18 protein-coding genes are annotated in these 25,202 nt (G+C 59.2%); 8 read left to right on the top strand and 10 right to left on the bottom strand.

The genetic code is table 11. The features are described from left to right. Nucleotides 1–55: 55 nt before the first annotated feature. The 4 genes from antA to JFT63_RS26270 all read left to right on the top strand — a co-directional run bounded on the left by antA (nucleotide 56) and on the right by JFT63_RS26270 (nucleotide 4,567). On the top strand, nucleotides 56–1,447 hold the full coding sequence (gene antA / locus JFT63_RS26285; RefSeq protein WP_198845080.1) for an anthranilate 1,2-dioxygenase large subunit: 1,392 nt from the start codon (nucleotides 56–58) through the stop codon (nucleotides 1,445–1,447). Then, nucleotides 1,447–1,938, top strand: coding sequence for an anthranilate 1,2-dioxygenase small subunit (gene antB, locus JFT63_RS26280; protein WP_198845079.1), 492 nt, complete (start codon nucleotides 1,447–1,449; stop codon nucleotides 1,936–1,938). The genes antA and antB overlap by 1 nt, the downstream gene beginning before the upstream one ends. Before the next feature lie 149 nt (nucleotides 1,939–2,087). Continuing rightward, a complete protein-coding gene (gene antC, locus JFT63_RS26275; RefSeq protein WP_198845078.1) occupies nucleotides 2,088–3,095 on the top strand; it encodes an anthranilate 1,2-dioxygenase electron transfer component AntC in 1,008 nt (335 codons plus the stop codon). 71 nt (nucleotides 3,096–3,166) lie between these two features. Then, nucleotides 3,167–4,567 (top strand): amino acid permease, encoded by a 1,401-nt coding sequence (locus JFT63_RS26270; protein ID WP_005791366.1) that lies wholly within the window; start codon nucleotides 3,167–3,169, stop codon nucleotides 4,565–4,567. A 147-nt stretch (nucleotides 4,568–4,714) separates the two neighbouring features. On the opposite strand, the gene kynA is transcribed toward JFT63_RS26270, so the two are convergent. Both kynA and kynB read right to left on the bottom strand, forming a co-directional pair. Continuing rightward, nucleotides 4,715–5,572 (bottom strand): tryptophan 2,3-dioxygenase, encoded by an 858-nt coding sequence (kynA, locus tag JFT63_RS26265; protein WP_198845077.1) that lies wholly within the window; start codon nucleotides 5,570–5,572, stop codon nucleotides 4,715–4,717. Then, nucleotides 5,569–6,219 (bottom strand): arylformamidase, encoded by a 651-nt coding sequence (kynB, locus tag JFT63_RS26260; protein ID WP_198845076.1) that lies wholly within the window; start codon nucleotides 6,217–6,219, stop codon nucleotides 5,569–5,571. The genes kynA and kynB overlap by 4 nt, the downstream gene beginning before the upstream one ends. Nucleotides 6,220–6,583: 364 nt before the next feature. On the opposite strand from kynB, the gene JFT63_RS26255 reads away from it, so the two are divergent. After that, nucleotides 6,584–6,928, top strand: coding sequence for a cupin domain-containing protein (locus JFT63_RS26255; protein ID WP_019817873.1), 345 nt, complete (start codon nucleotides 6,584–6,586; stop codon nucleotides 6,926–6,928). Nucleotides 6,929–7,037: 109 nt separating this feature from the next. Here the strand turns inward: JFT63_RS26255 and mmsB are convergent, their stop codons facing one another. Next, nucleotides 7,038–7,922, bottom strand: coding sequence for a 3-hydroxyisobutyrate dehydrogenase (gene mmsB / locus JFT63_RS26250; protein ID WP_198845075.1), 885 nt, complete (start codon nucleotides 7,920–7,922; stop codon nucleotides 7,038–7,040). A gap of 15 nt (nucleotides 7,923–7,937) precedes the next feature. After that, entirely contained in the window at nucleotides 7,938–9,455 is a 1,518-nt protein-coding gene (locus JFT63_RS26245; protein ID WP_198845074.1) for a CoA-acylating methylmalonate-semialdehyde dehydrogenase, read from the bottom strand. A 133-nt stretch (nucleotides 9,456–9,588) separates the two neighbouring features. On the opposite strand from JFT63_RS26245, the gene JFT63_RS26240 reads away from it, so the two are divergent. The 3 genes from JFT63_RS26240 to JFT63_RS26230 all read left to right on the top strand — a co-directional run bounded on the left by JFT63_RS26240 (nucleotide 9,589) and on the right by JFT63_RS26230 (nucleotide 13,169). Continuing rightward, the gene (locus JFT63_RS26240) at nucleotides 9,589–10,536 is read left to right on the top strand and encodes a LysR family transcriptional regulator (RefSeq protein WP_198845073.1); all 948 of its coding nucleotides are present in this window, start codon (nucleotides 9,589–9,591) and stop codon (nucleotides 10,534–10,536) included. A gap of 232 nt (nucleotides 10,537–10,768) precedes the next feature. Then, nucleotides 10,769–12,358, top strand: coding sequence for an LA2681 family HEPN domain-containing protein (locus tag JFT63_RS26235; protein ID WP_198845072.1), 1,590 nt, complete (start codon nucleotides 10,769–10,771; stop codon nucleotides 12,356–12,358). 520 nt (nucleotides 12,359–12,878) lie between these two features. Further along, nucleotides 12,879–13,169, top strand: a complete 291-nt coding sequence (locus tag JFT63_RS26230) for a DUF3077 domain-containing protein (RefSeq protein WP_198845071.1) — start codon at nucleotides 12,879–12,881, stop codon at nucleotides 13,167–13,169. Nucleotides 13,170–13,328: 159 nt separating this feature from the next. On the opposite strand, the gene JFT63_RS26225 is transcribed toward JFT63_RS26230, so the two are convergent. From JFT63_RS26225 to recC, 6 genes are all read right to left on the bottom strand, one after another. Further along, entirely contained in the window at nucleotides 13,329–13,820 is a 492-nt protein-coding gene (locus JFT63_RS26225) for an OmpA family protein (RefSeq protein WP_186559833.1), read from the bottom strand. Nucleotides 13,821–13,825: 5 nt separating this feature from the next. Beyond that, on the bottom strand, nucleotides 13,826–15,088 hold the full coding sequence (locus tag JFT63_RS26220; protein WP_198845070.1) for a diguanylate cyclase domain-containing protein: 1,263 nt from the start codon (nucleotides 15,086–15,088) through the stop codon (nucleotides 13,826–13,828). Then, the gene (locus JFT63_RS26215; protein WP_057703999.1) at nucleotides 15,085–15,651 is read right to left on the bottom strand and encodes a YfiR family protein; all 567 of its coding nucleotides are present in this window, start codon (nucleotides 15,649–15,651) and stop codon (nucleotides 15,085–15,087) included. Before JFT63_RS26215 ends, JFT63_RS26220 begins: the two co-directional genes overlap by 4 nt. Before the next feature lie 142 nt (nucleotides 15,652–15,793). After that, nucleotides 15,794–17,863: an exodeoxyribonuclease V subunit alpha gene (gene recD / locus JFT63_RS26210; protein WP_198845069.1), complete on the bottom strand. Its 2,070-nt coding sequence runs from the start codon at nucleotides 17,861–17,863 to the stop codon at nucleotides 15,794–15,796. Beyond that, a complete protein-coding gene (gene recB, locus JFT63_RS26205; RefSeq protein ID WP_198845068.1) occupies nucleotides 17,860–21,531 on the bottom strand; it encodes an exodeoxyribonuclease V subunit beta in 3,672 nt (1,223 codons plus the stop codon). The genes recD and recB overlap by 4 nt, the downstream gene beginning before the upstream one ends. Next, nucleotides 21,528–24,980, bottom strand: coding sequence for an exodeoxyribonuclease V subunit gamma (gene recC, locus JFT63_RS26200; RefSeq protein ID WP_198845067.1), 3,453 nt, complete (start codon nucleotides 24,978–24,980; stop codon nucleotides 21,528–21,530). Before recC ends, recB begins: the two co-directional genes overlap by 4 nt. Nucleotides 24,981–25,202: the final 222 nt, after the last annotated feature.

Below are 25,202 nucleotides of genomic sequence, written 5' to 3'. Positions count from 1 at the left end.
CCTTCGCAGCGCCTTAATGGTTTACCCGTTTAGCCATTATCAAAAGGTGCCTCCCATGAGTGGTGCAAGAACCGTCGAGCAGTGGAAAACCTTTATCGAAAACTGCCTGGACTTTCGCCCGGCAGATGAAGTGTTCCGCATCGCCCGCGACATGTTCACCGAGCCCGAGCTGTTCGACCTGGAGATGGAGCTGATCTTCGAAAAAAACTGGATCTATGCTTGCCATGAAAGCGAACTGGCCAATAACCACGACTTCGTGACGATGCGCGCCGGGCGCCAGCCGATGATCATCACCCGCGACGGCGAAGGCCGGCTCAACGCGCTGATCAATGCCTGCCAGCACCGCGGCACTACCCTCACCCGCGTGGGCAAGGGCAACCAGTCCACCTTCACCTGCCCGTTCCACGCCTGGTGCTACAAAAGCGATGGTCGGCTGGTGAAGGTCAAGGCGCCGGGGGAATACCCGGAGAGTTTCGACAAGGCCACCCGCGGCCTGAAAAAGGCCCGCATCGAAAGCTACAAGGGCTTTGTGTTTATCAGCCTGGACGTGAACGGCACCAACAGCCTGGAAGATTTCCTGGGCGATGCCAAAGTGTTCTTCGACATGATGGTGGCGCAATCGGCCACCGGTGAGCTGGAAGTGCTGCCGGGCAAGTCGGCCTATACCTACGACGGCAACTGGAAGCTGCAAAACGAAAACGGCCTGGACGGTTATCACGTCAGCACCGTGCACTACAACTACGTGGCCACCGTGCAGCATCGCCAGCAGGTCAACACCGAGAACGGCGCAGGTTCCAGCACGACGCTGGACTACAGCAAGCTCGGCGCCGGCGACGCGAATACCGATGACGGCTGGTTCGCCTTCAATAACGGCCACAGTGTGTTGTTCAGCGACATGCCCAACCCCAGCGTGCGTTCCGGCTACGCCACCATCATGCCGCGCCTGGTACAAGAGCACGGCCAGCAGAAGGCCGAGTGGATGATGCACCGCCTGCGCAACCTGAACATCTACCCCAGCCTGTTTTTCCTCGACCAGATCAGCTCGCAGTTGCGCATCATCCGCCCGGTGGCCTGGAACAAGACGGAGATCATCAGCCAGTGCCTGGGGGTTAAGGGCGAGTCCGACGCTGATCGCGAAAACCGGATTCGCCAGTTCGAAGACTTCTTCAACGTCTCGGGCATGGGTACGCCGGACGACCTGGTGGAGTTTCGCGAAGCCCAGCGCGGTTTCCAGGGCCGCCTGGAACGCTGGAGCGATATATCACGGGGCAGCCACCGCTGGGAGACCGGACCCACGCCCAACAGTGAAGCCATCGGCATTCAACCAGCCATGACCGGCACCGAGTTCACCCACGAAGGTTTGTACGTCAACCAGCATCGCAACTGGCAGCAGTTCCTGCTCAAGGGCCTGGACCGACAAGCGCTGACACTGCGGGAGGTGAAGTGATGAATGCGCAATTGCAGTACCAGATCGAGCAGTTTTTCTACCGTAAATCCGAACTGTGCGACGCCCAGGACTGGGACGCCTACGTGGAGCTATTTGACCCGCAGAGTGAATTCCACCTGCCGCAATGGGACTCCGAACACGTCTACACCCAAGACCCCAAGCGCGAAATGTCGTTGATCTACTACGCCAACCGCTCGGGCCTGGAAGACCGCGTGTTCCGCCTTCGCACCGGCAAAGCCGCCTCTGCCACGCCGATGCCGCGCACCTTGCACCTGATCAACAACGTGCGCATTGCCGAACAAAGTGACGGCACCTTGGAGGTGCGCTTGAACTGGCACACGCTGTTTTATCGGCTGGCTACTTCCGAGCAGTTCTATGGGCATGCAACCTATCGCCTCAAGCCCGAGGGCGACAGCTGGCTGATCACGCGCAAGCACGCCCTGCTGCTCAACGACACCATCAACTCGGTGCTGGATTTCTATCACCTGTAATGGTGCCGCATTCCCCTGTAGGAGCGAGCTTGCTCGCGAAAAACGTAAGTACGCCGCGTTCATTCAGGATGTCCCGCGTCATCGTTGACGTTCTTCGCGAGCAAGCTCGCTCCTACAAGGGGTTCATACCTATTCACGGAGTTATGTGAATGAATCACAAAGTGGCCTTCAGTTTTGCCGATGGCAAGACCCTGTTCTTCCCGGTGGGCGCCCATGAAATCCTGTTGGATGCAGCCCTGCGCAACGGCATCAAGATCCCGCTCGATTGCCGCGAAGGCGTGTGCGGCACCTGCCAGGGGCGCTGCGAATCCGGTGATTACACCCAGGACTATGTCGACGAAGAAGCGCTCTCCAGCCTCGATCTGCAACAGCGCAAGATGCTCAGTTGCCAGACCCGGGTGAAGTCCGACGCCACCTTTTATTTCGACTTTGATTCGAGCCTGTGCAACGCCCCAGGACCCGCGCAGGTACGCGGCACGGTGAGCGCGGTGCAGCAGGTGTCGACCAGCACCGCCATTTTGCAGCTGCAACTGGACCAGCCACTGGATTTTTTGCCGGGCCAATACGCACGTCTGTCGGTGCCCGGCACCGATAGTTGGCGCTCCTATTCCTTCGCCAACCGGCCGGGCAGTCAATTGCAGTTTCTGGTCCGCCTGCTGCCCGATGGAGTCATGAGCAACTACCTGCGTGAACGCTGCCAGGTAGGTGATGAAGTGCTGATGGAGGCGCCCTTGGGGGCGTTTTATCTGCGGCACGTCACCCAACCGCTGGTACTGGTGGCGGGCGGCACCGGGTTGTCGGCGCTGCTGGGTATGCTTGATGAGCTGGCCGTCAACGGCTGCACGCAACCTGTGCATCTGTATTACGGCGTGCGCGGCGCCGAAGATTTATGTGAAGCGGCGCGTATCCACGCCTACGCGGCGAAAATCCCTAACTTTCGCTACACCGAAGTACTGAGCGACGCCTCAGCCGAGTGGACTGGCAAACGCGGCTACCTGACCGAACATTTCGACCTGGCCGAATTGCGGGACAGATCGGCGGATATGTACGTGTGCGGCCCCCCTCCGATGGTCGAATCCATCCAACAATGGCTGGCGGATCAGGCACTTGATGGCGTTCAGCTGTATTACGAAAAGTTTACGCAGAGTAATATCTGACCCTCAGCAGTTCTGAGGGGCCGATGCGGCGTGCAATCACCCTTGAGAAAAACAAGTAGAAGGGAATGTTAATGGCGGATGACATGGTTAACCCGGTGGGCCTCAAGCGAGGCCTGAAGAACCGGCACATTCAGCTGATCGCCTTGGGAGGTGCGATTGGTACAGGCTTGTTCCTCGGCTCGGCCGGGGTACTCAAGTCGGCGGGGCCGTCGATGATCCTGGGCTATGCGGTGGCCGGGTTTATCGCGTTCCTGATCATGCGCCAGCTCGGCGAGATGATCGTCGAAGAGCCGGTGGCCGGGTCCTTCAGCCACTTCGCACATAAATACTGGGGCGGTTACGCGGGCTTCCTGGCGGGCTGGAACTACTGGGTGCTCTACGTGCTGGTGGGCATGGCCGAACTGACGGCCGTGGGCAAGTACATCCAGTTCTGGTGGCCGGAGATTCCAACCTGGGTCAGCGCGCTGGTGTTCTTTGTTGCGGTGAACCTGATCAACACCCTGAACGTGAAGTTCTTCGGTGAAGCCGAGTTCTGGTTTGCGATCATCAAGGTGGTGGCGATTGTCGGCATGATCGTGCTCGGCTGCTACCTGCTGTTCAGCGGCACCGGCGGCCCGCAAGCCTCGGTCAGCAACCTGTGGAGCCACGGTGGGTTCTTCCCCAATGGCGGCATGGGGCTGTTGATGTCGATGGCCTTCATCATGTTCTCGTTCGGCGGCCTGGAACTGGTCGGCATCACCGCCGCCGAGGCCAGCGAACCGCGCAAGGTCATCCCCAAAGCGATCAATCAGGTGGTGTACCGCATTCTGATTTTCTATGTCGGTGCGCTGACCGTGCTGTTGTCGCTGTACCCGTGGGACCAACTGCTGCAAACCCTCGGCGCGTCGGGCGATGCCTACAGCGGCAGCCCGTTTGTGCAGATCTTCTCGTTGATCGGCAACGACACCGCCGCCCACATTCTCAACTTCGTGGTGCTGACCGCGGCGTTGTCGGTGTACAACAGCGGGGTGTACTGCAACAGCCGCATGTTGTTCGGCCTGGCCGAGCAAGGTGACGCGCCCAAGGCACTGATGAAGCTCAACAAGCAAGGCGTGCCGCTGCGGGCGTTGGCGATTTCGGCGTTGGTGACGATGCTGTGCGTGGTGGTCAACTACGTCGCGCCGCACAGTGCTCTGGAGTTGCTGTTTGCCCTGGTGGTCGCGTCGCTGATGATCAACTGGGCGCTGATCAGCCTGACCCATATCAAGTTCCGCAAGGCCATGGGCGAGCAAGGCGTGACGCCGTCGTTCAAGACCTTCTGGTTCCCGTTCAGCAACTACCTGTGCCTGGCGTTCATGGTGATGATCATCGGGGTGATGCTGGCGATTCCGGGGATTCGCGAGTCGGTGTATGCGATGCCGGTGTGGGTGGGAATTATCTACATCGCCTATCGGTTTCGGATCAGAAACGGGAAGGTTGCCGTAACCCAGTAACCCCTGTGGGAGCCGGGCTTGCCCGCGATTGCGGCGTGTCAGCCAATGGATGAGCCGACTGATACACCGTAATCGCAGGCAAGCCAGCTCCCACAATTGACTGTATTTCACCTAGAAAAAAGCCCCGGAGATCCGGGGCTTTTTTGTTTAGAGGGTGGAACGTACTCGCCAGAGTTCAGGGAACAACACCGTATCGAGCATCTTGCGCAAATAGCCCACGCCCTCGGTGCCGCCGGTGCCCGGTTGGAAGCCGATGATGCGCTCCACCGTGGTGACATGTCGGAAGCGCCACTGGCGGAACGAATCTTCCAGGTCGATAAACTTCTCGGCCAATTGATACAAGTCCCAGTAGCGATTCGGGTCGCGATACACCTCACGCCACGCCGCCTCCACAGAGTCATCATGCACAGTGGCCGCCGTCGGGTCGCGTTCGGCGCGCTGAGGGTCAATCGCCAGCCCTGCCTTGATCATCAGGTTCACCGCCTCGTCATACAGCGACGGCGTGGCAATCGCTACCTGCAATTGCTGCAGCAACTCCGGGCGATGGGCATGGGGCCGCAGCAACGCGGGGCTTTTGTTGCCGAGGATAAATTCGATCTCGCGGTACTGAAACGACTGGAACCCCGACGACTGCCCCAGGAACGGGCGAATCGCCTTGTATTCCGACGGCGTCATGGTCGCCAGCACGGCCCAGGCGTGCACCAGTTGATCGAAGATCCGCGACACCCGCGCCAGCATCTTGAACGCTGGTGGCAGCTCACCCAGGCGCACATGTTCCCGGGCGGCCTTGAGTTCATGCAGCATCAGTTTCATCCACAGCTCAGAGGTCTGGTGCTGGATGATGAAGAGCATTTCGTTGTGGTCCGGCGACAGCGGGTGCTGGGCGCTGAGGACTTTGCCCAGGTCCAGGTAATCGCCATAGCTCATGGACTCGGAAAAATTCAGCTCGGCGTTATGCCATTCTTCCGGCGGTTGGTAATCAGCTGAGAAAGGACATTGGCTCATCGCGTGGGCTCCTTGAGCGGGCGGAGAATGGCGCGCACCGGGCTCGCGTCCAGGTTGGCAAAACGCAGCGGCAGTGCGATCAGTTCGTAGTCGCCCTCCGGCACGTCATCGAGCACGATGCCTTCGAGGATCGCCATGCCATGGCGCGCCACGGCGTTGTGGGAATCCATGGTCTTGGATTGTTGCGGGTCCAGGGACGGCGTATCGATACCGATCAGACGCACACCGAGACCGGCGAGCAGCTCAATGGTTTGCGGGGCGATGGCGGTGAAGTTCGAATCCCATTGAGTGAGTGGCGCTTGTGGATAAGTGCGCAGCAGCACGCGCTCCGGCAGGTTATCCACACGTCCTTGCAACTGATGGGGCTGCACCAATGCGCCGCTGCCCAGGCAATGCAATACCCGGCACGGGCCCATGTACACATCCAGGGAAACTTCGCCAATGGGTGCGCCATCGGCGCTGTAGTGCAGCGGCGCATCCACATGGGCACCGGTGTGCGGCGACAGGGTGACGCGCCCCACATTCACCGGGCACTGCGGGCCGAACTGCCACACGCGCTCCTCCTGAAACGGCGTATCGCCCGGCCAGGTCGGGGTCTCCGTGCTCAAGGGCGGGCTGATATCCCACCACGTTTTTATTGGGTTCATTGCGAGGCTCTCACTGGGTACTGGGGTGAATGATACGAGGGCCAGCTCTGAATTTTCTTGCGAATTCTGGCGCCAAGCGCGAATTCTTTCGCAGTTACTGCGAGGAAACAGCGGTTTGATGCACAGATCTGTCGCTCAGATACACCAAGACCTCCTGTGGGAGCCGGGCTTGCCCGCGATAGCGGAGTGTCAGGCAATGGAGATGCTTGTTGTGCCAGCGTCATCGCGGGCAAGCCCGGCTCCCACAGGGGACTGCGGTGTTCAGGTGACTGCGCTTCTGGGCATCCCAATGTCGAGTTCAGACCACTGGCGCAACGCCCGAGGCCTTAGGGTTGAGCTTTCCCTTCCCTGCCTCGGAGTCATCATGACCAAGCCCATCACCGTACTGCGCGACACCCACCCACTGCCGGTCCTGGATGCCTGCAAATGGGAAAAGCTCGAAGGCGACCCCCACACCGTCAACCTCAACGCCTACACCAGCGAAGACGGAAGCAAAATCATGGGCACCTGGATCTGCACGCCGGGCAAGTGGTACGTGGAATACGTGAAGTGGGAATACTGCCATTTCCAGGAAGGCTACTGCGTGATCACGCCTGAAGGCATGGAGCCGATCCACCTGCGGGCTGGGGATATCTTTGTGGTGGAACCGGGAATGAAGGGGACGTGGGAAGTGGTCGAGACGGTGCGTAAGTATTTTGTGTTTGCCTGACCCATCCCCGTCCCTGTAGGAGCGAGCTTGCTCGCGAAGATCGCCAACGAAAACGCGCTCATCCAGGATGAACGCGTTGCTCTCACATTTTTCGCGAGCAAGCTCGCTCCTACAGCTTGCGATAGCTGTTGATGATCGCCGAGAAGTCCTTGCCCCCTTCCCCACGCTGGCTCATCGATTGATACAGCTGCTGGGCCACTGCGCCGAGGATCACCGGCTGGTGCACCTGGCGTGCGGCTTCGGTGGCCAGGCCCAAATCCTTGAGCATCAGGTCGGCACCAAAACCACCGGTATAGCCACGCGATGATGGCGCGGTTTCGATCACACCCGGCCAAGGGTTGTAGGTATCGGAACTCCAGCAGCGCCCGGTGGAGCTGTTGATGATCCCGGCCAGCACTTGCGTATCAATGCCGAGCGCATCGCCCAGGGCCATGGCTTCGCTGACACCGACCATGCTGATACCCAGCAGCAGGTTGTTGCAGATCTTGGCGATTTGCCCGGTGCCGACATCGCCGCAGTGCACGATATTGCGGCCCATCTGCGCCAGCACCGGTTGCAGGGTGGCGAACAGTTCCGGGTTGGCGCCGACCATAAAGGTCAGCGTCCCGGCCTGGGCACCGCCGGTGCCACCGGAGACCGGTGCATCGGCCACGGCCACACCTTGTTTCGCCGCCGCTGCCGCGACATCACGGATGGTTTGCGGATCGATGGTGCTGCAATCCACCGCTGGGATGCCTTTGCCGATGCCCGCGAGCACGCCGTCGTCATTGAGCCACACGCTGCGCACGTGGGCGGCGGCCGGCAGCATGGTAATCACCAGTTCGGCGCCCTGGGCCGCATCACGCGGCGAGCTGCTGATGGTGCCGCCCAGTCCGGCTAGCTCCTTGAGTACGGCCTGGTTCAGGTCGAACAGGTTAAGCGCGTGCCCAGCCTTGATCAGGTTGCGGGCCATGGGCGCGCCCATGTTGCCTAGGCCGATAAATGCAATTTTCATGGTCGTCTCCCGGGTTCAGCGCAGGTTGATGGTGGTGTTGACGCCATCGTTGACCGTGTCGTCATCAAACCAGCGGCTGGTGACGGTTTTGGTCTGGGTGTAGAACTGCACCACTTGCTTGCCGTACGGGCCGAGGTCGCCGAGCTTGGAACCACGGGAGCCGGTGAAACTGAAGAACGGCACTGGCACCGGAATCGGGATGTTGATGCCGACCTGGCCCACATCGATTTCGCTCTGGAATTTACGCGCCGCCGCACCGCTCTGGGTGAACAGGCCCGTGCCGTTGCCGAACGGGTTGGCGTTGACCAGCGCGATGGCTTCATCGAGGGTATCGACTTCCAGCACCACCAGCACCGGGCCGAAGATTTCTTCGGTGTAGATGCGCATGTCAGTCGTTACGCCCGAGAACAGCGTCGGGCCGACAAAGTTGCCTTGCTCAAAACCCGGCACCTGAATGTCGCGGCCGTCCAGCTCCAGCTTGGCGCCTTCTTTCACGCCGCTTTCGATCAGCTCAAGGATACGTGCCTTGGCGCGCTTGGAGATCACCGGGCCAACGTCCGTGCCGGCTTCGCTGCCGGCATTGACCTTAAGTTTTTGCGCCAGGGCCTTGAGGTCCGGCAGCCATTGCTTGGACGCGCCCACCAGCACCACCACCGAAGTGGCCATGCAACGCTGGCCCGCCGCGCCGAAACCGGCACCGACCAGGGCATTGAGGGTGTGCTCGCGATTGGCATCCGGCAGCACCACCGCGTGGTTCTTGGCGCCCATCATCGATTGCACGCGTTTGCCGTGCTTGCCGGCCAGGTCGTAGACATGGGTGCCCACAGCCGTCGAGCCGACGAAGGACACCGCCTTGATGTCTTTGTGGGTGCACAGTGCATCCACCACGCTCTTGCCGCCGTGCACCACGTTGAGCACGCCCGCCGGTACGCCGGCTTCCAGCGCCAGTTCCACCAGCAGCATGGTCGACAACGGGTCTTGCTCGGAAGGCTTGAGTACGAAGGTATTACCGCAGGCAATCGCCATCGGGAACATCCACAGCGGAATCATCGCCGGGAAGTTGAACGGGGTGATGCCGGCGCACACACCGATAGGCTGGCGCAGGGTGTAGGTGTCCACGCCACCGGCAACGTTTTCGGCGAATTCGCCCATTTGCAGGGTGCCGATGGAACAGGCGTGTTCGACCACTTCCAGGCCACGGAAAATATCGCCCTCGGCATCGGCAATGGTCTTGCCCTGCTCGGCGCTGAGGACCACGGCGATACGCTTGGAATGTTCACGGATCAGGGCTTGCAGCTTGAGCATGATGCGCATCCGCGCACCGATCGGCGTCAGCTTCCAGGTCTGGAAGGCGCGATGGGCAGCGTCAATGGCAGCGTTGACTTCATCGGCAGTGGCGAACGGGACTTTGGCCAGCACCTGCTGGGTGGCCGGGTTGACGATGTCTTGCCACTCGGTGGTTTTGGACTCGACCCACTCGCCGTTGATCAGCAACTTGACCTGTTGCACGGAAATATCGGCAGATGCGTTCATGTGGTCTCCAGAATCTTGTAGTTATGCAGAGAACCAAGGCGTTGAATCGCCTTGAAGAATGAGGCGTTCGGACTGTTTTTGGAGTATAGATGTGCAAATCTCTAATAAGAACGCACATAAAAGCCGGTCCAATATGCAAAAAAACATCACCTCCCTGGGCGCCCTGAACTGGGATGACCTGAAGTTTTTCCTCGAAGTAGCCCGCACCCGCAAGGCCAGCGTGGCCGCCAAGCGCCTGGCGGTAGACTACACCACCGTGTCGCGGCGCATCAGTTCACTGGAAGTGTCCCTTGGTACGCTGCTGTTCGAAAAATCCCGGACCAACGGCTTCGTGCTCACTACCGAAGGCCAGCGTTTGCTCGGCTACGCCGAATCCATCGAAAGCACGCTGCACATGGCCTGCGAGCAAGTCTCCGGCTCGGGCGTGGCACTGTCCGGGCATGTGCGCATGGGCTGTACCGAAGGTTTCGGCAGCTTCTTTATCACCCCGCAACTGAGCCATTTCGTCGACACTTATCCCGCGATCTCGGTGGACATCCTGCCCCTGCCCCACTTCATCAGCCTGTCCAAGCGCGAAGCCGACATCGTCATCGCCCTGGAACGCCCGGAACACGGGCCATATGTGTGTTGCAAACTGTGCGACTACAAACTCCAGCTCTACGCCACCCAGGACTACCTCGACCAACACCCGCCGATCCGCAAGCCTGCGGATTTGGCCGAGCATCCGTTTATCAGCTACGTGGATGACCTGGCGTTCAGCTCGGAGTTGCTGTACCTGGCCAACGTCGTGCCCGGCGCCAGCGCGAGTTTGCGCAGTACCAGCGTGATCGCCCAGTACGTGGCGGCGCAGCAAGGCCGGTCGATGGCGATATTGCCGTGCTTTCTGGCCGCGCAGGACCCGCGCTTGTTGCCGGTGCTGGGAGAGCAGATTGCGATTACGCGACAGTTCTGGATGTATTGCCGGGAGGATTTGAGGAAGTTGAAGCGGATTACGTTGTTGTGGGATTACATCAGGGAGGTGACGGAGCTAAACCACCCGTTATTACTTGGTAAAACGCGACACTTACGGTTTATAGACTGAATGCCTATCAGGAGTAAAGGCGTTACATACTGGCCTCCTGACATAATTGATAACAGTGGTTTTTGCAATCTGTGTAGCGCTAAATTCTCGTGCGGCAAGTGTATGAAAGGACGCCATAAGAAAATTCGCTAGGTCACGCGAAAAATTATTCTTCCTTACCTCACTGACGCAACGTTTCCAAAGCTCTGCGTGCCCTCCAAAAATACATGCAAGGTTACCGGAGATCCATTACATGAATGCAAGACAGCTAAACGATAAACTCATCAACCTAACAAAGCTTGTCGACTTAGGAAATTTTACAGAGGCTTTTTCTGGAGGAGTGGCTCTACTTGAAGAAATTCAAAGCATGGATAACGTCGAGCTTAGAGGTATTTTTCTACTCAACATTTCAGGATTATTCATCGACATCGGTGGAATGGCGGACAACGAGCAATCTGCAGAAATCGGACTACATTTAATTGAAAAAAACAAAACTACATTCATAGAAATACTAGGAGAGGGAGAGTACTACTACAACCTAAGCAACGCAAAAACAAACCTCATTAAAGAAAGCAATCCATTCAAGCACACATTCAAATCAATAGAGCAGCTAATAGAAATAAAATCCCTGCTATGGAAGTCTATAAAACACAACAAAAAAAACCGCACCCCAACACCACCCGAAACACTAGTCAATCTTGCAAACATACTGAAGCGACAATTTCGAATCAGTGAATCATTATATTTTTATGACAAAGTAAACCAGCTCAACTTAGACATTCCACAAGCTTGGATCAACCGATCTGAAACACTAAAAATCCTCAATCAGGTTTCAGGATCTTTTTCGCTAAAAATGATGCATGAGATTAAAAATGGCTACGAAAAAGTCATTTTATCACAAGAAATTCCTCCGACATGGCGTGAGCAATATCAACTTCACATTACACAACTTGAAGCGCAAATTTTAAATACCTATGCCGAAGCAGATATTGATTTAGTCGATCACGAAACAGAAGTGAACGAAACATTAAAAGAATTTGAAAACCTCAGCCATTTCAGAAAAATGATTCTAACAAAGCATTTATCCTTATCAGAGCATGGACTCTATTGCGCTTGCTCAGGAAGTGCACGAGACAACCTTACAATCCCTACTGAATCAGGAGTCAGTGGGAGTTCTGTCCCCGCCATGGAAATGGTCCTTAACCGATTAAAGTCCGAATTTTCTTTAGCAAGGCGTTTCTTTTACGACTATTTTTATGAAAAAACTGACGAGGAAAGCGCGCATGAATCTTGCTACTCCGAATTATTCAATGATGAATTATTAGGACTAAACATAGAAAAACTGCGAACTTCTTTTAGACTTTGCTTCGGAATACTTGACAAAATAGCTGCAGCAATTTGCGACCTCTATAAAGTTCACCCTTCCAATGGAATCATCTACTTCCAAGGATTTTGGCAACTTGATCAAGGAGGAAGAAGAGAAATATTCGAAAGCATAAAAACTCCAGGCCTTCTTGCCTTATACAGCTTAGCTACAGATCTAAATGAACGTAAAGATGGTGAACTCGCCTTTTTCAAACAATGGAGAAACGATCTAGAGCACAAGTTTGTCGTAATCCATGAACAAGAAACACCAAGTGACGTTTATGGATCATACAAAATGAACGAAAAAATAATTATGATTAGCGAATCAGAATTTATAGAACACCTTGAGCAACTCCTCCAAATCACAAGATCCGCAATATTCTCTTTTGTATTCTGCATCAGAGAGAAAGAAGATCAAGAAAAAAATCCAAACATAGCCTACGCCAAAACTATGATACACAGAAAAGATCACATATAGAATAAAACAAAAACCAACAACACATTTACACCCCAATAGAAAGTCAGGTCATCCGCTTTTATATTAAATGCATACCGAACAGACTTAAGAAAACTGAAACGGATTGCCCTCTTGATCACATCCAAGGGGGGACGGTATAGAATCTGACGTCATTGATAGGGAAGCGCGGCCGATGCAGTTCGCGGATTAAAGTGCCATCAGCGATAATTCCCTTTAAATTGCAGGACGTTTCCTAGAGAATCTCCGCCCTATTGCGCTGTAGCGTTTGGATCACTAGCCTCCCTGAGTCGCTGCACATCAGCGATCGGGTTTAGCGATCCGGGTTTCAAGCGTGACACTGCCCCAACAGTATCAGCTGGCGTCCGTCAGCTTTTATCGTTTTATGGCGGCTGTGTGCGGGAGACTTTCGAGTCTACCCGGGATGCGCTCTGGCCCGGATCGCTAACCTGCACACAGCTGCCACCCTCTTCATGTTTAGCGATGTGATGTGGCGGCTCTAATTCAACAGAGAGCAATCACCATGAGTAAAGTCATTCCCGATCCACCGCTTACTTCCCTCACAACTCTTGGCATCGTCACCTTCGGCGACTACGGCGAAAACGAAAAACCGCTGTTTCGCGTCAATTCCGGCATGCCACTCAGCGAGGCGCTGGAGCACGCGTCTACCCTGCTCTACTACTCCAAGAAACTCGCGATGGAAGCCGCCATGGATGTGCGTGGCGAGCAGTACGCGTGGGCCGCGCATTATCTGTGTGAGATGGGCAAGGCCGTGGTGGATGACTTGACGCAGGCGATGACGCCAAGCCGTTGAGCGAACACTCTCGCGAGCACACCGCAAAACAACTGTGGGAGGGGGCTTGCCCCCGATATAGGCGTGTCAGTCACCAGATGTATCAGCTGACACACTGCTATCGGGGGCAAGCCCCCTCCCACATTTGAATGGGTTTCAGCTGGGGGAAGGAGAACCCGCTTAGTCTGCGATCACTACAATTGATACCCGGCGATTCTCGGTGCGGCCTGCTGTGGTCGTATTCGACGCCACCGGCTCGCTGCTGCCCAGGCCGCGCAGTTGGATGTTTTCTTCTTTCATGCCCACGCGGGTCAGCACCTTGCCCACGCTTTTGGCGCGGCGCAGGGACAGGGCCACGTTGTAGGGCTCTTTGCCGGAAGCGTCGGTGTGGCCGTCGACACGCACACGCTCGATACCCGCGCCTACCAGGGCCTGGCCGATGCGTTCGACGATGTCGGTACTGGGTTTATTGAGGGTTTCGACGTCGCTGCCAAACAAGACTTTACCGGACAGGCCGAAGGCCCAGCCCTCGTCGGTCAGCTCGAAGCCTTGCTGCTTGAGCACGGCGACTTGCGCCGGGGTGAGGCCCTTGGGTGGTGGCGTCTGGCAGCCGCTGAGGGCCAGGAAGGCAACGAGTAAGGAAATAAATAAAACGCGTGTGTTAGCGAACAAGGGAATCAACTCCTGTGTTGAACGTTGACGACGGGATGCTCCGACTCCGCCGTTTGCTGGCCGCCTGAAGACAGGCGTTTGGCCTGGTACATTGCCGCATCGGCGGCGTTGAGCAAGGTGCCGGGAGTGGCGCCATGATCGGGATAAATGGCAATACCGATGCTGAGGGAGGTCAACACTTGGGTATCGCCTGGCAGGGGGATCGGCATGTCCATGCTGGCAATGATTTTGTCGGCGATGCGATGGGCGTCTTCGGCCTTGTGCAGCGGCGCCAGCAATACCGCAAATTCATCCCCGCCCAACCGCGCCACCAGATCATCCTCGCGCAGTTGCGCACGCACGCGGTCGGCAACGGCCACCAGCACGGCGTCGCCGGCAGCGTGACCGAAGCTGTCGTTGATGTCTTTGAAACGGTCGCTGTCGAGGAACAACACCGCCACCCGCTCGTTGACCTTGGCGGCGCTGCGCAAGGCGCGGATCAGGCGGCCTTCGAAGAACGCGCGGTTGGGCAGGCCGGTGAGGCTGTCGTGGCTGGCCTGGTGGGCCAGGGTTTCGTTTTCACTCTGCAGATGGCTTTGCCATGCCTCCATCTCACCGAGCAGGGCGTTGAAGTCGCTGCCCAGGCTGTCGAGTTCGGCGATCTGCGCCGAGGGTACGCGGCGGTCGAAGTCTCGCTCGCTACGGGCGGCGTGGGCGACGGCAGCCAGGCGTTGCAATGGCACGGTGATACCATTCAATAGACGCCGCGACAGGTGCAATGCCACCCAGGCGCTGAGCGCTGTGCAGATCAAAATCCCGACCAGGCCGCTGAGCAAAAAGCGCAACAGGCTGCCACCGTGGCCGACCAGATGGATGCTGCCCACAGTTTGCCCCTGGCGCAGAATCGGCTGGCTGATGGGCTGTTCGAGCAGGGCGTGCGCTATTTGCAGCTCGACCCGTGACAACATGCCGGTTTCCGGGCGAACCCAGCGCGCCAGCAGCTTGCCGTTGATATCAAATACTTCTGCCTGGGCCACTTCTTCGGTGGAGGCAATCAGGCTCAGCGCTTCGGTGGCCGCGGCGCTGTCGTTGAACACCACGGCCGCTTCCACGGTGTAGTTGATGGAGCGGGCGATCAGGTGCAGGTTGTGCTCGGCGTAAACCCGCAGGGCAAGCACGCCGAGCAGGGTCAGGGACACGCTGGCCAGGGCCACCGCCACCAGCGCCAGGATCATATGCCCGCGAGCAATCACCGAACGCAGGGTCGGCCGCACTTTATCGCGGCTCATGAGCCAGGCGCTCGACGGCGAGACAACTGCAACACACTGGGATGGATACGCACGCCGCTGCGGGCGACGGAATCCAGGTTAACCTCGAACGACACCTGCTCATCGCTGACACGCAGGCAGAACAGGCTGCCCACCGTGCATTGGTCGCCCCCTTCGCTGATGCTGAGCACAGGGTGGCCAATCAATGAAGTAAACAGGCGGCTGCGTTCCTCAGGCGTGATTTTGCCGATGTAGATGGCGTCGCAGGCATTGACGATATCCGGATGATCGACCAGCAGGCGCCGCACCCGCACCGGACGACCGGTGGCCTGGGTAGTGCCTTTGACCAGGTCATCGGTGTACTGAGTCGGCCCGACAATGCACAGCCGCAATTGCGCAGGCTCCACCGGCCACCGCGCGTAGCTGAGAATACCCAGCACGACCTGGGTGACCGCCTGGGCTCGCTGCTCGGCGAGGCTGGGCGTCTGCGCCCATACCTGCGGCGCGAGCAGGCACAGAACCGCCACCCGCAACATGCGTCTCCAGCTCAAACTGCGCTCTGTGGGCGAGACAGCCACGTTCATGCAGCACTTCTCTCAGGTATTTTCCAGGGTGATGCCGCAACGATAGCACAGCGGCGGGAACCCCCGCGCAGCACGGCTGGCACGGGGCCTACTATTTTTTCAGAAAAATCAGACATCTGAATCAGAAATATTTCATGACCTATCAGTCAGTTTTTTCCGGTGCGGCGTCCAACTCCAGCATCAACCCGCTCAAACGCTTGACCTTGCGCCGTACCGCCTCTTCAAACACACCACCCCGGGGCTCGATCAAGCTGAACCAGCGCTTGGCGCGGGTAATACCGGTATAGATCAATTCTTTGGTCAGCACCGGGTTCAAAGCATCCGGCAGGATCAGCGCCGTATGGGTGAACTCCGAGCCCTGGGATTTGTGCACGGTCATCGCATACACGGTTTCTACATCATTCAAGCGGCTGGGCAGCACGAAACGTACGCCCCCCTGGCCATCGTTACGTGGGAAGGCCACGCGCAGCACGTGGGGGCCGCCATCGCTTTCGGGCAGTTTCAGCGCGATGCCGATGTCCCCGTTCATCAGGCCCAAGCCATAGTCGTTACGGGTCATCAAGACCGGACGGCCCTCGTACCACTGCTCGTCGCCTTCGATCAGGCGGACTTTGCGCAGGGCCGCGGTGATGCGCTGGTTCAGCCCTTCAACCCCCCAGGGCCCTTTGCGCACGGCACAGAGCAATTGGAACGCATCAAAAGCTTGCAACAACTGTTGCGCCCAATGGGTCCAGGCCGGGTCATCGCGCGGCGTATCCAGAGGTGGGCGTGCCGATTGCAGCAGGTTCAGGTAGTAGCGATAACCCTGGGCGCCGTCGCCCTGCCCGTCCAGCACCAAGCGCTCAAGGGCGTGGTCATGCTCGCCCTTGAGGCTTAGGCAAAACAGATCGTCATGACGGCGCGCGGCCAGCAGTTGACGTGCCTCTTCGGCATTTTGCTGGTTGACCCAGCGCGCTAACTGGCCGATGCCGCTGCCTTCGCCGAAACGACGCGAATAGCGCAGCATCACCACCTGCTGGGCCAGGGGATGACTGGCGTCGAGGTCTTCGTGCAGGCCGCTGGCACTGAGGTCTTCGCCGCTGACCGCTTGCAGCCATTGCCGAGTCTGCGGGTTGTACCAGCCAGCTTCAGCGTCACGGCACAAATCGCCGAGCACCGCACCGGCCTCCACCGACGCCAACTGGTCCTTGTCGCCCAGCAATACCAGACGCGCATGGGGCGGCAAGGCATCGAGCAGGTTGGCCATCATTTCCAGGTCAATCATCGAGGCTTCATCCACGACCAGCACGTCCAGCGGCAATGGATTACCCAGGTGATGCCGGAAGTGGCGGGTGCCCGGACGGCTGCCCAACAGGCGGTGAACCGTGGTGACCTGGGTCGGGATTTTTTCCCGCACGCTGTCGGGCACGGTCAGCGACAGCACTTGCTGGCTGATGGATTCGGTCAGGCGCGCAGCCGCTTTACCGGTCGGCGCAGCCAGGCGAATGCGCAGCGGGCTGCCGGACTCCACAGCGGGTGCCTGCAGCAGCGCGAGCAGGCGCACCACGGTGGTGGTCTTGCCGGTGCCGGGGCCGCCGGTGACGATACTGAAGGCGCCGCGGGTTGCCAGGGCACAGGCAAGTTTTTGCCAGTCAATTACACCGTCGGGCGCCGGTTGGTCGAACAGGCGGTTGAGGCGTTGTGGCAAATCGGCAGCTGCGGGCTCCACGTTCGCAAGGCGCAGGCGCAGGGCGCGGTCGATACGGCGCTCGTAGGTCCAGTAGCGGCGCAGGTACAGGCGCTTGCCAGACAACACCAACGGACGACTCTGGGCCGCGTCGCTGCCATCGACCGCCAGCGCTACCAATGGGCTGCTCGCCAGGGCATGGCACCAATGGGCACCGTCCAGGCCGTGCAGCAATTGCGACGGCAGCAGCATGGCGCCCGTGTGCAGGTCGCCTTCGGGCGGCAATGACAGGGCGAAGTCAGGCGCCTTGAGGGTTTCGAACAGGTCAAGGCAGACGTGACCATGGCCCAGTTGATGGCTGGTCAAGGCGGCCGCCAACAAAACCAAGGGATCGGCCTGGGCGTCAAGCTCATGCAGGAAGCCGACGAAGGCTTTGTCCAAGGCCCGCAACCAGCCACGCTCGACCCAACGCTCAAGCAACTGCACCAGGTCGATGGCGCGACTCAGCGGTGCCAGCTCCTCCAGCGGTAACGGCGACAGGCTCATAGCAACACTCCTTGTTCCCAGACGGGCTCGACCTTGGGCGGGATAGGCTTGCCCTGGAACAGCAGATCCAGACTTTCGATCAGTTCGCGGGGCGGCCGGGTAAAATACGCCCCCTGGCTCACCGACTGGGTGCCACGCAGAAACAGGTACAGAGCGCCGCCGACGTGCTGGTCGTAGTCATAATCCGGCAGGCGCGCCTTGAGCTGGCGGTGCAGGGCCAGCAGGTAGAGTACGTATTGCAGGTCGTACCGATGCTCAAGAATCGAGTGCTCCATGGCTTGCTGGGTGTAGGCCGAATCGTCGGGGCCGAGCCAGTTGGATTTGTAGTCCGCCACGTAGTAGCGGCCATCGTGTTCGAACGTCAGGTCGATAAAACCCTTGAACATGCCGTTGAGCAGCACCGGCTCAGCGGCCACACGGGAAACACCGCCGTGGGTGTGCTGGCACACCAGTTTGTCGAGGGCCAGCACATCGACTTTGTGACTGGCGAACCAGAACTCCATTTCGATCTGGTACTGCTGAAGGCCGCTTAAGGTCACGTGGTCGTTGTACAGCGGCAACGGCGTTTGCAACAGATGACCCAACCAACCGCTGAGGGTGACGATCCAGCCTTCCCAGTTGCGGCGGTTACAGCGTGCGCCCACGGCTTTTTCGATGGCCTCGGGTGTCACGTTGAACCCCTCTTCACCGGCCCACTCCAGCAAGCCGTGGAGGAAGGTGCCCGGATTAGGGCCGCGTGGGAAACGATGAATATCGCCGCCGGACGCTACCACTTCCCGTGGCGCATCGGGGTCGAGGCGTTCGTCATCGAACAGTTTCTGGGCCTGGGGGCTTTCCGGTGCTTCGAGGCTGGCGGCGCTCATGCTGTCGCCAATGCGCAAGGCGCTGTAGGAGGCAATCCACCAGTTTTCCGCAGCCTTGCGTTTGGGCAGCAGCGGCGCCAGCAACGTCGCTTCATTGCGCGGTGGGTGGAACAGGATGTCCTGGATATCCGGCACAAGGCCATAACGGATAGCCGGGCAGCCTTCCTGTAAATCCAACAACCAGCGCGCCAGCCCGGTGGACTCGCCCAACGACGTGCCGCCTCCCAGCAAATAGCCGAATGCCGACAGATGCAAGACCGAGCTGCTGTTATTGCCGCGCTTTAGGTCGGCAATGCCCAGCCAGCAGGCGTGTTTGGCGCGGGTCAAGGCCACGTAGAACAAACGCAGGTCTTCGGCCAGGCGCTCGTCATCGGCCAGGGCAATCAGTTCGGCCGTCGGCCGCAGGCTCACTTGGGACTTGCCGTGTTCATCGTGGTAATGCAGCGGCAAGCGACTGCCATCCACCGGTTTGGCCGAACAGATGAAGGGCAGGAACACCAGGTCGTATTCCAGGCCCTTGGATTTGTGAATGGTCACCACCTTGACCAATTGCTCATCGCTTTCCAGACGCAGGATCTGTTCTTCACCGGCCTGGCCCGACAGCGCCAAGTGTTCGGCCAGGTGGCGGATCAATGCCTGTTCACCATCGAGTTCCGACGCGGCTTGTTGCAGCAACTCACTAAGGTGCAACAGGTTGGTCAGCACCCGCTCACCGTCACTGCGGGCGATAAGGGTTTGCGGCAGCTTGAAGTCGTGGAGCAGGCGACGCAGCATCGGCAACACGCCCTGGGTGCGCCAGATTGCGCGGTAGCCACGGAACTGCATCACGCGCGATTCCCACGCCAATTCGTCCTGGTTCAGACGCTCCAGTTCCGTCAGGGACAGGTTCAGGGTGACGCAGGCCAGCGCGGCGCGCAGCGGGCGTTCGACATCCGGCTCGGCGCAGGCCTTGAGCCAGGCCAGCAGGTCGTGAGCTTCCTGGGCGGCGAACACCGAGTCTTTATCCGACAGGTACACACTGCGCACGCCACGGTTGGCCAACTCGGCGCGCACGGCCTGGGCTTCCTTGCCGTCGCGCACTAGGATGGCGATGTCTGACGGCAATACACCCTTGAGGTTGCCCTCTTTTACAAAACCGGCTGTGCCTTGTTGCCCACCATTGAGTAACGCAACGATCTGCGTGGCGCAGGCTGCGGCAAGGTGCTGACGGTAAACCGCAGTGGAAATCGGCTGGTCGGTCGGCAGGTGCCACAGGTTCATGGCCGGCATTGGTTGGCCGTCGACGTGCAGGTGTTCGCTGCGGCCCTGGGACAGCACCGGGTGAAACGGCACCGGGTTATCCCCATTGGGCTCACGGAACAGGAACGCACCACGACCGGTTTCCGCACGCTGGAACACGTGGTTCACCACCTCGACCATCGCATGGCTGGAGCGGAAGTTGGTGCCCAGGGTGTGATGACGGCCGGTGGTGGACTGCCGAGCGCGCAAGTAGGTATAGATATCGGCGCCGCGAAAGGCGTAGATCGCTTGTTTGGGATCGCCGATCAGGAACAGGCCACTATCCACGTGGTTTTCATCGATGCGGTAGATGCTGTCGAAGATGCTGTATTGCACCGGGTCGGTGTCTTGAAACTCATCAATCAGCGCCACCGGGAACTGCTCACGGATCACACTGGCCAGACGCTCGCCACCGTCGGCCTGAAGGGCGGCGTTGAGGCGGATCAGCATGTCGTCGAAGCCCATTTCGGCGCGGCGGCGCTTCTCTTCTTCGAAGCGTTTGCCGACCCAACCGGCAGCGTGTTGCAGCACCGCCGCGTCGGGCGTTGGCAAGGCATCGAGGCTGGCTTTGAGACCGGCCATGGCCTCGATACCGGGGTGCTGCGGCGGCTCGACTTTCCAGGCTTCGGCCATGCCGTCGGGCGTGAGGCGGGTAAAGCCGGTGCCGATATCCAATTGTTCCAACGTGTCGTCGGCGGCCCAGGCGCTGATTTTTTCGAACCAGGGTTCGAAGTAGCGCGCTTGCATCTTGCGCCCATCGACGGCTTTGGCGGCGACGGCTTGCAGGCAGATATCCCGCAGCTCGGCGGCCCATTGTTGCCACGGTGCCTTGAGGGTCGTCAGCGCGGCGCGACGCTCTTGCAGGCAAGCGTTGATCAGTTCGGCCGGTTCTCGGCTTTCATCGGTGGGCCGCTCGCTGCCAAACAGCGCACGCACCCGTGGCATCAGCGCCGCGGGGCCGCCCCAGTTGTTGCGCACCCAGGTGAGCGCATCGTCGTGCATGGGGTAGCAGAACAATCGCCAGTAGTCGCGCAACACTTCGCCCAAGAGGTCGCTATGGTCAGTTTCCAGGGTCTGGGTGAAGAGGCTGCCGCTGTCGAAGGCATGTTCGCGCAGCATACGCTGGCACCAACTGTGGATCGTCGAGACGGCGGCTTCATCCATCCATTGGGCGGCGATGTCCAGGCGGTTGGCGCAGGCGGGCCATTGCTGCGGTGCGTACTGAGCACGCAGATCGGCGATCAACCCATCGGGCTGCTCGATTTCGTCGCGAAAGAAGCGTGCGGCTTCGGCCAGGCGGATGCGGATGCGCTCACGCAGTTCCTTGGTGGCCGCGTCGGTGAAGGTGACGACGAGAATCTGTGGCGGCAGCAGTTCACGGCCGAAGCCGGATTCATCACCGCCATGGCCGAGCACCAGGCGCAGGTATAACGCGGAGATGGTGAAGGTCTTGCCAGTGCCGGCACTGGCTTCAATCAACTGACTGCCTTTAAGCGGGAACGCCAGGGCCAGGGGTTTGCCGATCATGCGCTGGCCTCCGTGCTGGAAAGTGATCGCCAGGGTGCGTTGATGAGCGGGCGATACAGGGTTTCGCACCAGCCTTCGAACTCTTCACTGGCGACCAAGGCGGCGTAGTCCGGGAATTGCCGTGTCAGTGCGGGGGATTCGCGGCGTTCGCCGTCGGTGGTTATACCGTCGCCTTCATAGGCTTTGCTCGCTGCAGCCTGGGCCTTGGCAGGATCGGTTTGGCCGAGCCAGGCGAAAGCGGTTTTTACTGCCACGGGTAACGGAGCGCTCATGCCGGTATGCCAGGCCAGCAGCAGGTTACCGAGGGTTTCCTGGGCAACAGGTTTATCCAGCGGCGCGAGCAGTAAGGTGTCGTCACTTGCTACCAGGCCGGTACTCAAGGGCAGGCCGCAGGCGCAGGCCACCACATGGTTGACCCACGGACGAATCAGGCGATGCCACTTGCGTGTTTTGATCGAGCCAATGCTGTTGGGGATGGTGGTAACGCTTAACAAGCCGCCGTCGCTGCGTCGGTGCAAGCCGCTGATCCAGCCTTCCAACTGAATGCCCTGATACTCAAAACTGACCGGTTCAGCGCCGATATGTGGGGTCGGCCACAGCGCCAGGAGCTGTTGATAGCGCTGCACCAGATCTGGCAACGGCTCGATCAACTCGTTACGCAGGCACTCACCGAAACCGACCATCGGCAAGAGCCCGCTGCCTTGCAAACGCTGGGCTTGGGCATTGAGGGCCTGATCGAGGTGATCGGGGTGGGTCAGTGCAGCAGTTAGCAGGCTGTCGCTGAGGCTATAGCGTTGCAGCGCGTCGAGGACGAAGGGTTCTTCATCCGCCAGCGGCACCTCTGCGGCTTCGAAGAATACTTTCAGACGCTGGCTGAAGAAATGTTTGACCGGGTTACGCAGGAAGTCCTGCAACTGGCCGAGACTCAGGGGCTCTTCCTGTTGGTGTGGCACCAGTAGAGTCGCTGGGGGTATGGCCTCCTGGGCTTCATGCAGCAATTGCCATTCGCGGGCGTAGCTGAACAGCGGATCGCCCTCGTGAAAGTAGCGCGCACTGAACGGTTGGAGCGGGTGTTCCTGGGTCATTGCGTCAATCAGCGGCTTATCGCTGCTGGCGTGCTGCCAGCCGCTGGCGAGGTGGTCGCGCAATTGGCCGATCAGTACCGAGGCCGGACGATCGCTGTTGTCGCGGATGCTGCGGCCTACCCAGCTGATATAGAGCTGGTCGCGTGCCGAGAGCAGCGCTTCGAGTAGTAAGTAACGGTCGTCTTCACGGCGCGAACGGTCACCGGGGCGGTAGTCGCTGCCCATCAGGTCGAAGTCCAGCGGTGGCTGTGCGCGTGGGTAGTCACCGTCGTTCATGCCGAGCAGGCAAACCAGCTTGAACGGGATCGCGCGCATGGGCATCAGGGTACAAAAATTGACAGCTCCGGCGAGGAAGCGTTGGGATAGACGCCCTTGATCCAATCCGGCCAGCCATGCCTCACGGACGACGGTAAGGGGTAACTCGTCCTGCAAGCCGACAGACTCGCAGGTTTCCAGCCAGGTCTCTCTCAGGTGCTCAAGCTGGCCCAAGAGGTAGTCGTCGTGTTCGCTGCTGGGCAGGAAGAACAGCTGCATCAAGCGCTGCAGTCGCTCGCCCCACACCTGGGGTGAGGCAGACTGTGATAACGCTTGATGGGCATCACTTAAGGCGTCGAGCAGGGCGACCAGCGGGCCGATCAACGCCGCATCGAGGCCGCCGATTTCGTCGTAGGGCTCGATACCTTCACAGGCCGTCCCCGTGCCCACGGCATAGCCCAACAACATGCGGCGCAGACCGAATCGCCAGCTGTTTTGTTCCAGCTCTTCGGGTAAGCCCAAGCCGGCGCGTTGCTCGGCGTTCAGCCCCCAGCGGATACCGGCGCCTTCGATCCAGCGATGTAGGGTGGGCAGGTCGCGCTCTTTGATGGCAAAACGCTCGCGCAAAGCGGGAACGTCAAGCAGGTCGAGGATCTCACTGACGGGGAAACGACTGTCGGGAAGCTTAAGCAGATGTTCGACGGCGATCAGTAGGGGATCGCGGCCGCGTTGGCCTTGGTCTGTCAGAGTAAATGGAATGAAGCGTGGGTCATTTCGCTCAAGCTGACCGAAGACCGCACGGATGTGCGGTGCGTAGCTGTCGACATCGGGGACCATGACGATGATGTCCCGAGGGCGCAACGCTGGATCGGCGCTGAAGCGTTGGAGCAATTGGTCATGGAGGATTTCCACTTCGCGCTGGGCGCTGTGGGCAATGTGGAAACGGATGGACGTATCGTGCTCCAGGTCGACTGCGGGCCAGAATTCACGGGTTTCATTCAGCGGGCGCAGTTCGAGGATATCGTCCTGGAGTTGATTGAGCAGGGTGGTGGGTTCGCTGTCGCTGAACAGGTCGATGCGCCCATCACGAAATGCGGCGCGGTAGCTGTTGGGATCATCGTAGCTGTCCAACAGACTGATGTAATCACGGCCCTGCTTGCCCCAGGCTGCGAGCAGCGGGTGGGCGTGCTGGTGCAACGTCTGGGGGTCGATAGTGACCGGCATACCAGCTTTGCGCGCCTGGCGCTTATATTCGTTACGCAGTAAATCCTTGTCGGCGACGATGTCGGACCAATGATGGCGGCAAGGGTTATGTACACAGAGCAGGACCTGGCTGAAACGGGCCAGGCCCGCCAGGGCTTCCAGTGCTTGGGCCGGCAGCGATGAAATGCCGAAGACAATCACTCGCGAAGGCAAGCCGGGAGGCGCTTGCTCAAGGGTGTTGATGCGTTCGATGAAGCGCTGGTGAACGCCGGCGCGGCTTTCAGCCATGCCCTCCTCTCCGACATCCAGCAGCAGCGCACGCCATAGCTCAGCTTGCCAGCAGTTGGCGGGATTGAGGGGCTTGGATTCGCTTCGACCATTGCGCAGTTGATGCCGGCCTGCGGCCCAGTCTTCCAGCCAATCGGCTCGGTAGACCTGGTACTGGTCGAACAAGTCAGCCAGGCGCTCGGCAAGTTGGTAGCGTTTGCGCAGGTCGGTGTCTTGAGTCAGGAAGCGCTGTAGGGGCTCGAAATGCGGCTGGTCGATGAGCTCGGGCAACAAACGCATAAGGCGCCAGGTCAGCGGGGCTTTATCGAGCAGGGACTTGGGTGGAATTTCCTCGCGGCCCAGGACCATGCGGTAGAGCTGCCACATAAAGCTGCCAGGCAGTTGTACGTCGATGGCTGCGGCAATGCCACAGCCGCCCATATCATCTTCTTGCGGATCTTCAGCCAAGGCCAGCTTGAGCCATTGGGCGATGCCGTTGCTCTGTACCAGGGCGATCTCATTTTCCAAAGGCGCCAGTGGATAACGGCGCATCCAGCTGACCACCAGGCTGCGCAGTTCGTCCAGGCGGTTGCCGTGAACCACCATGAATCCAGGGCTGAGGGACGTCGCGTCCGGCATAACGGCTTCCTTGGGAAAAGCAAAATCGAGGGGTGGACTTTAGCACTGTGGCGCACGGGGCGGGCACAGCCTGACAGGCGTGCGGGGACAAGGTGGACGCTTTTCGACCGCCCAAAACAAAACCCCTGTTTGCGTTAGCAAACAGGGGTTTCGGAATTTAATCTTGACGATGACCTACTCTCACATGGGGAAACCCCACACTACCATCGGCGATGCATCGTT

Source organism: Pseudomonas sp. MF7453 (assembly GCF_016405455.1).
GTDB classification, from domain to species: domain Bacteria; phylum Pseudomonadota; class Gammaproteobacteria; order Pseudomonadales; family Pseudomonadaceae; genus Aquipseudomonas; species Aquipseudomonas paralactis.
Note: the sequence above shows the minus strand (reverse complement) of the source record. Positions and strands in the feature narration are given on the sequence as shown.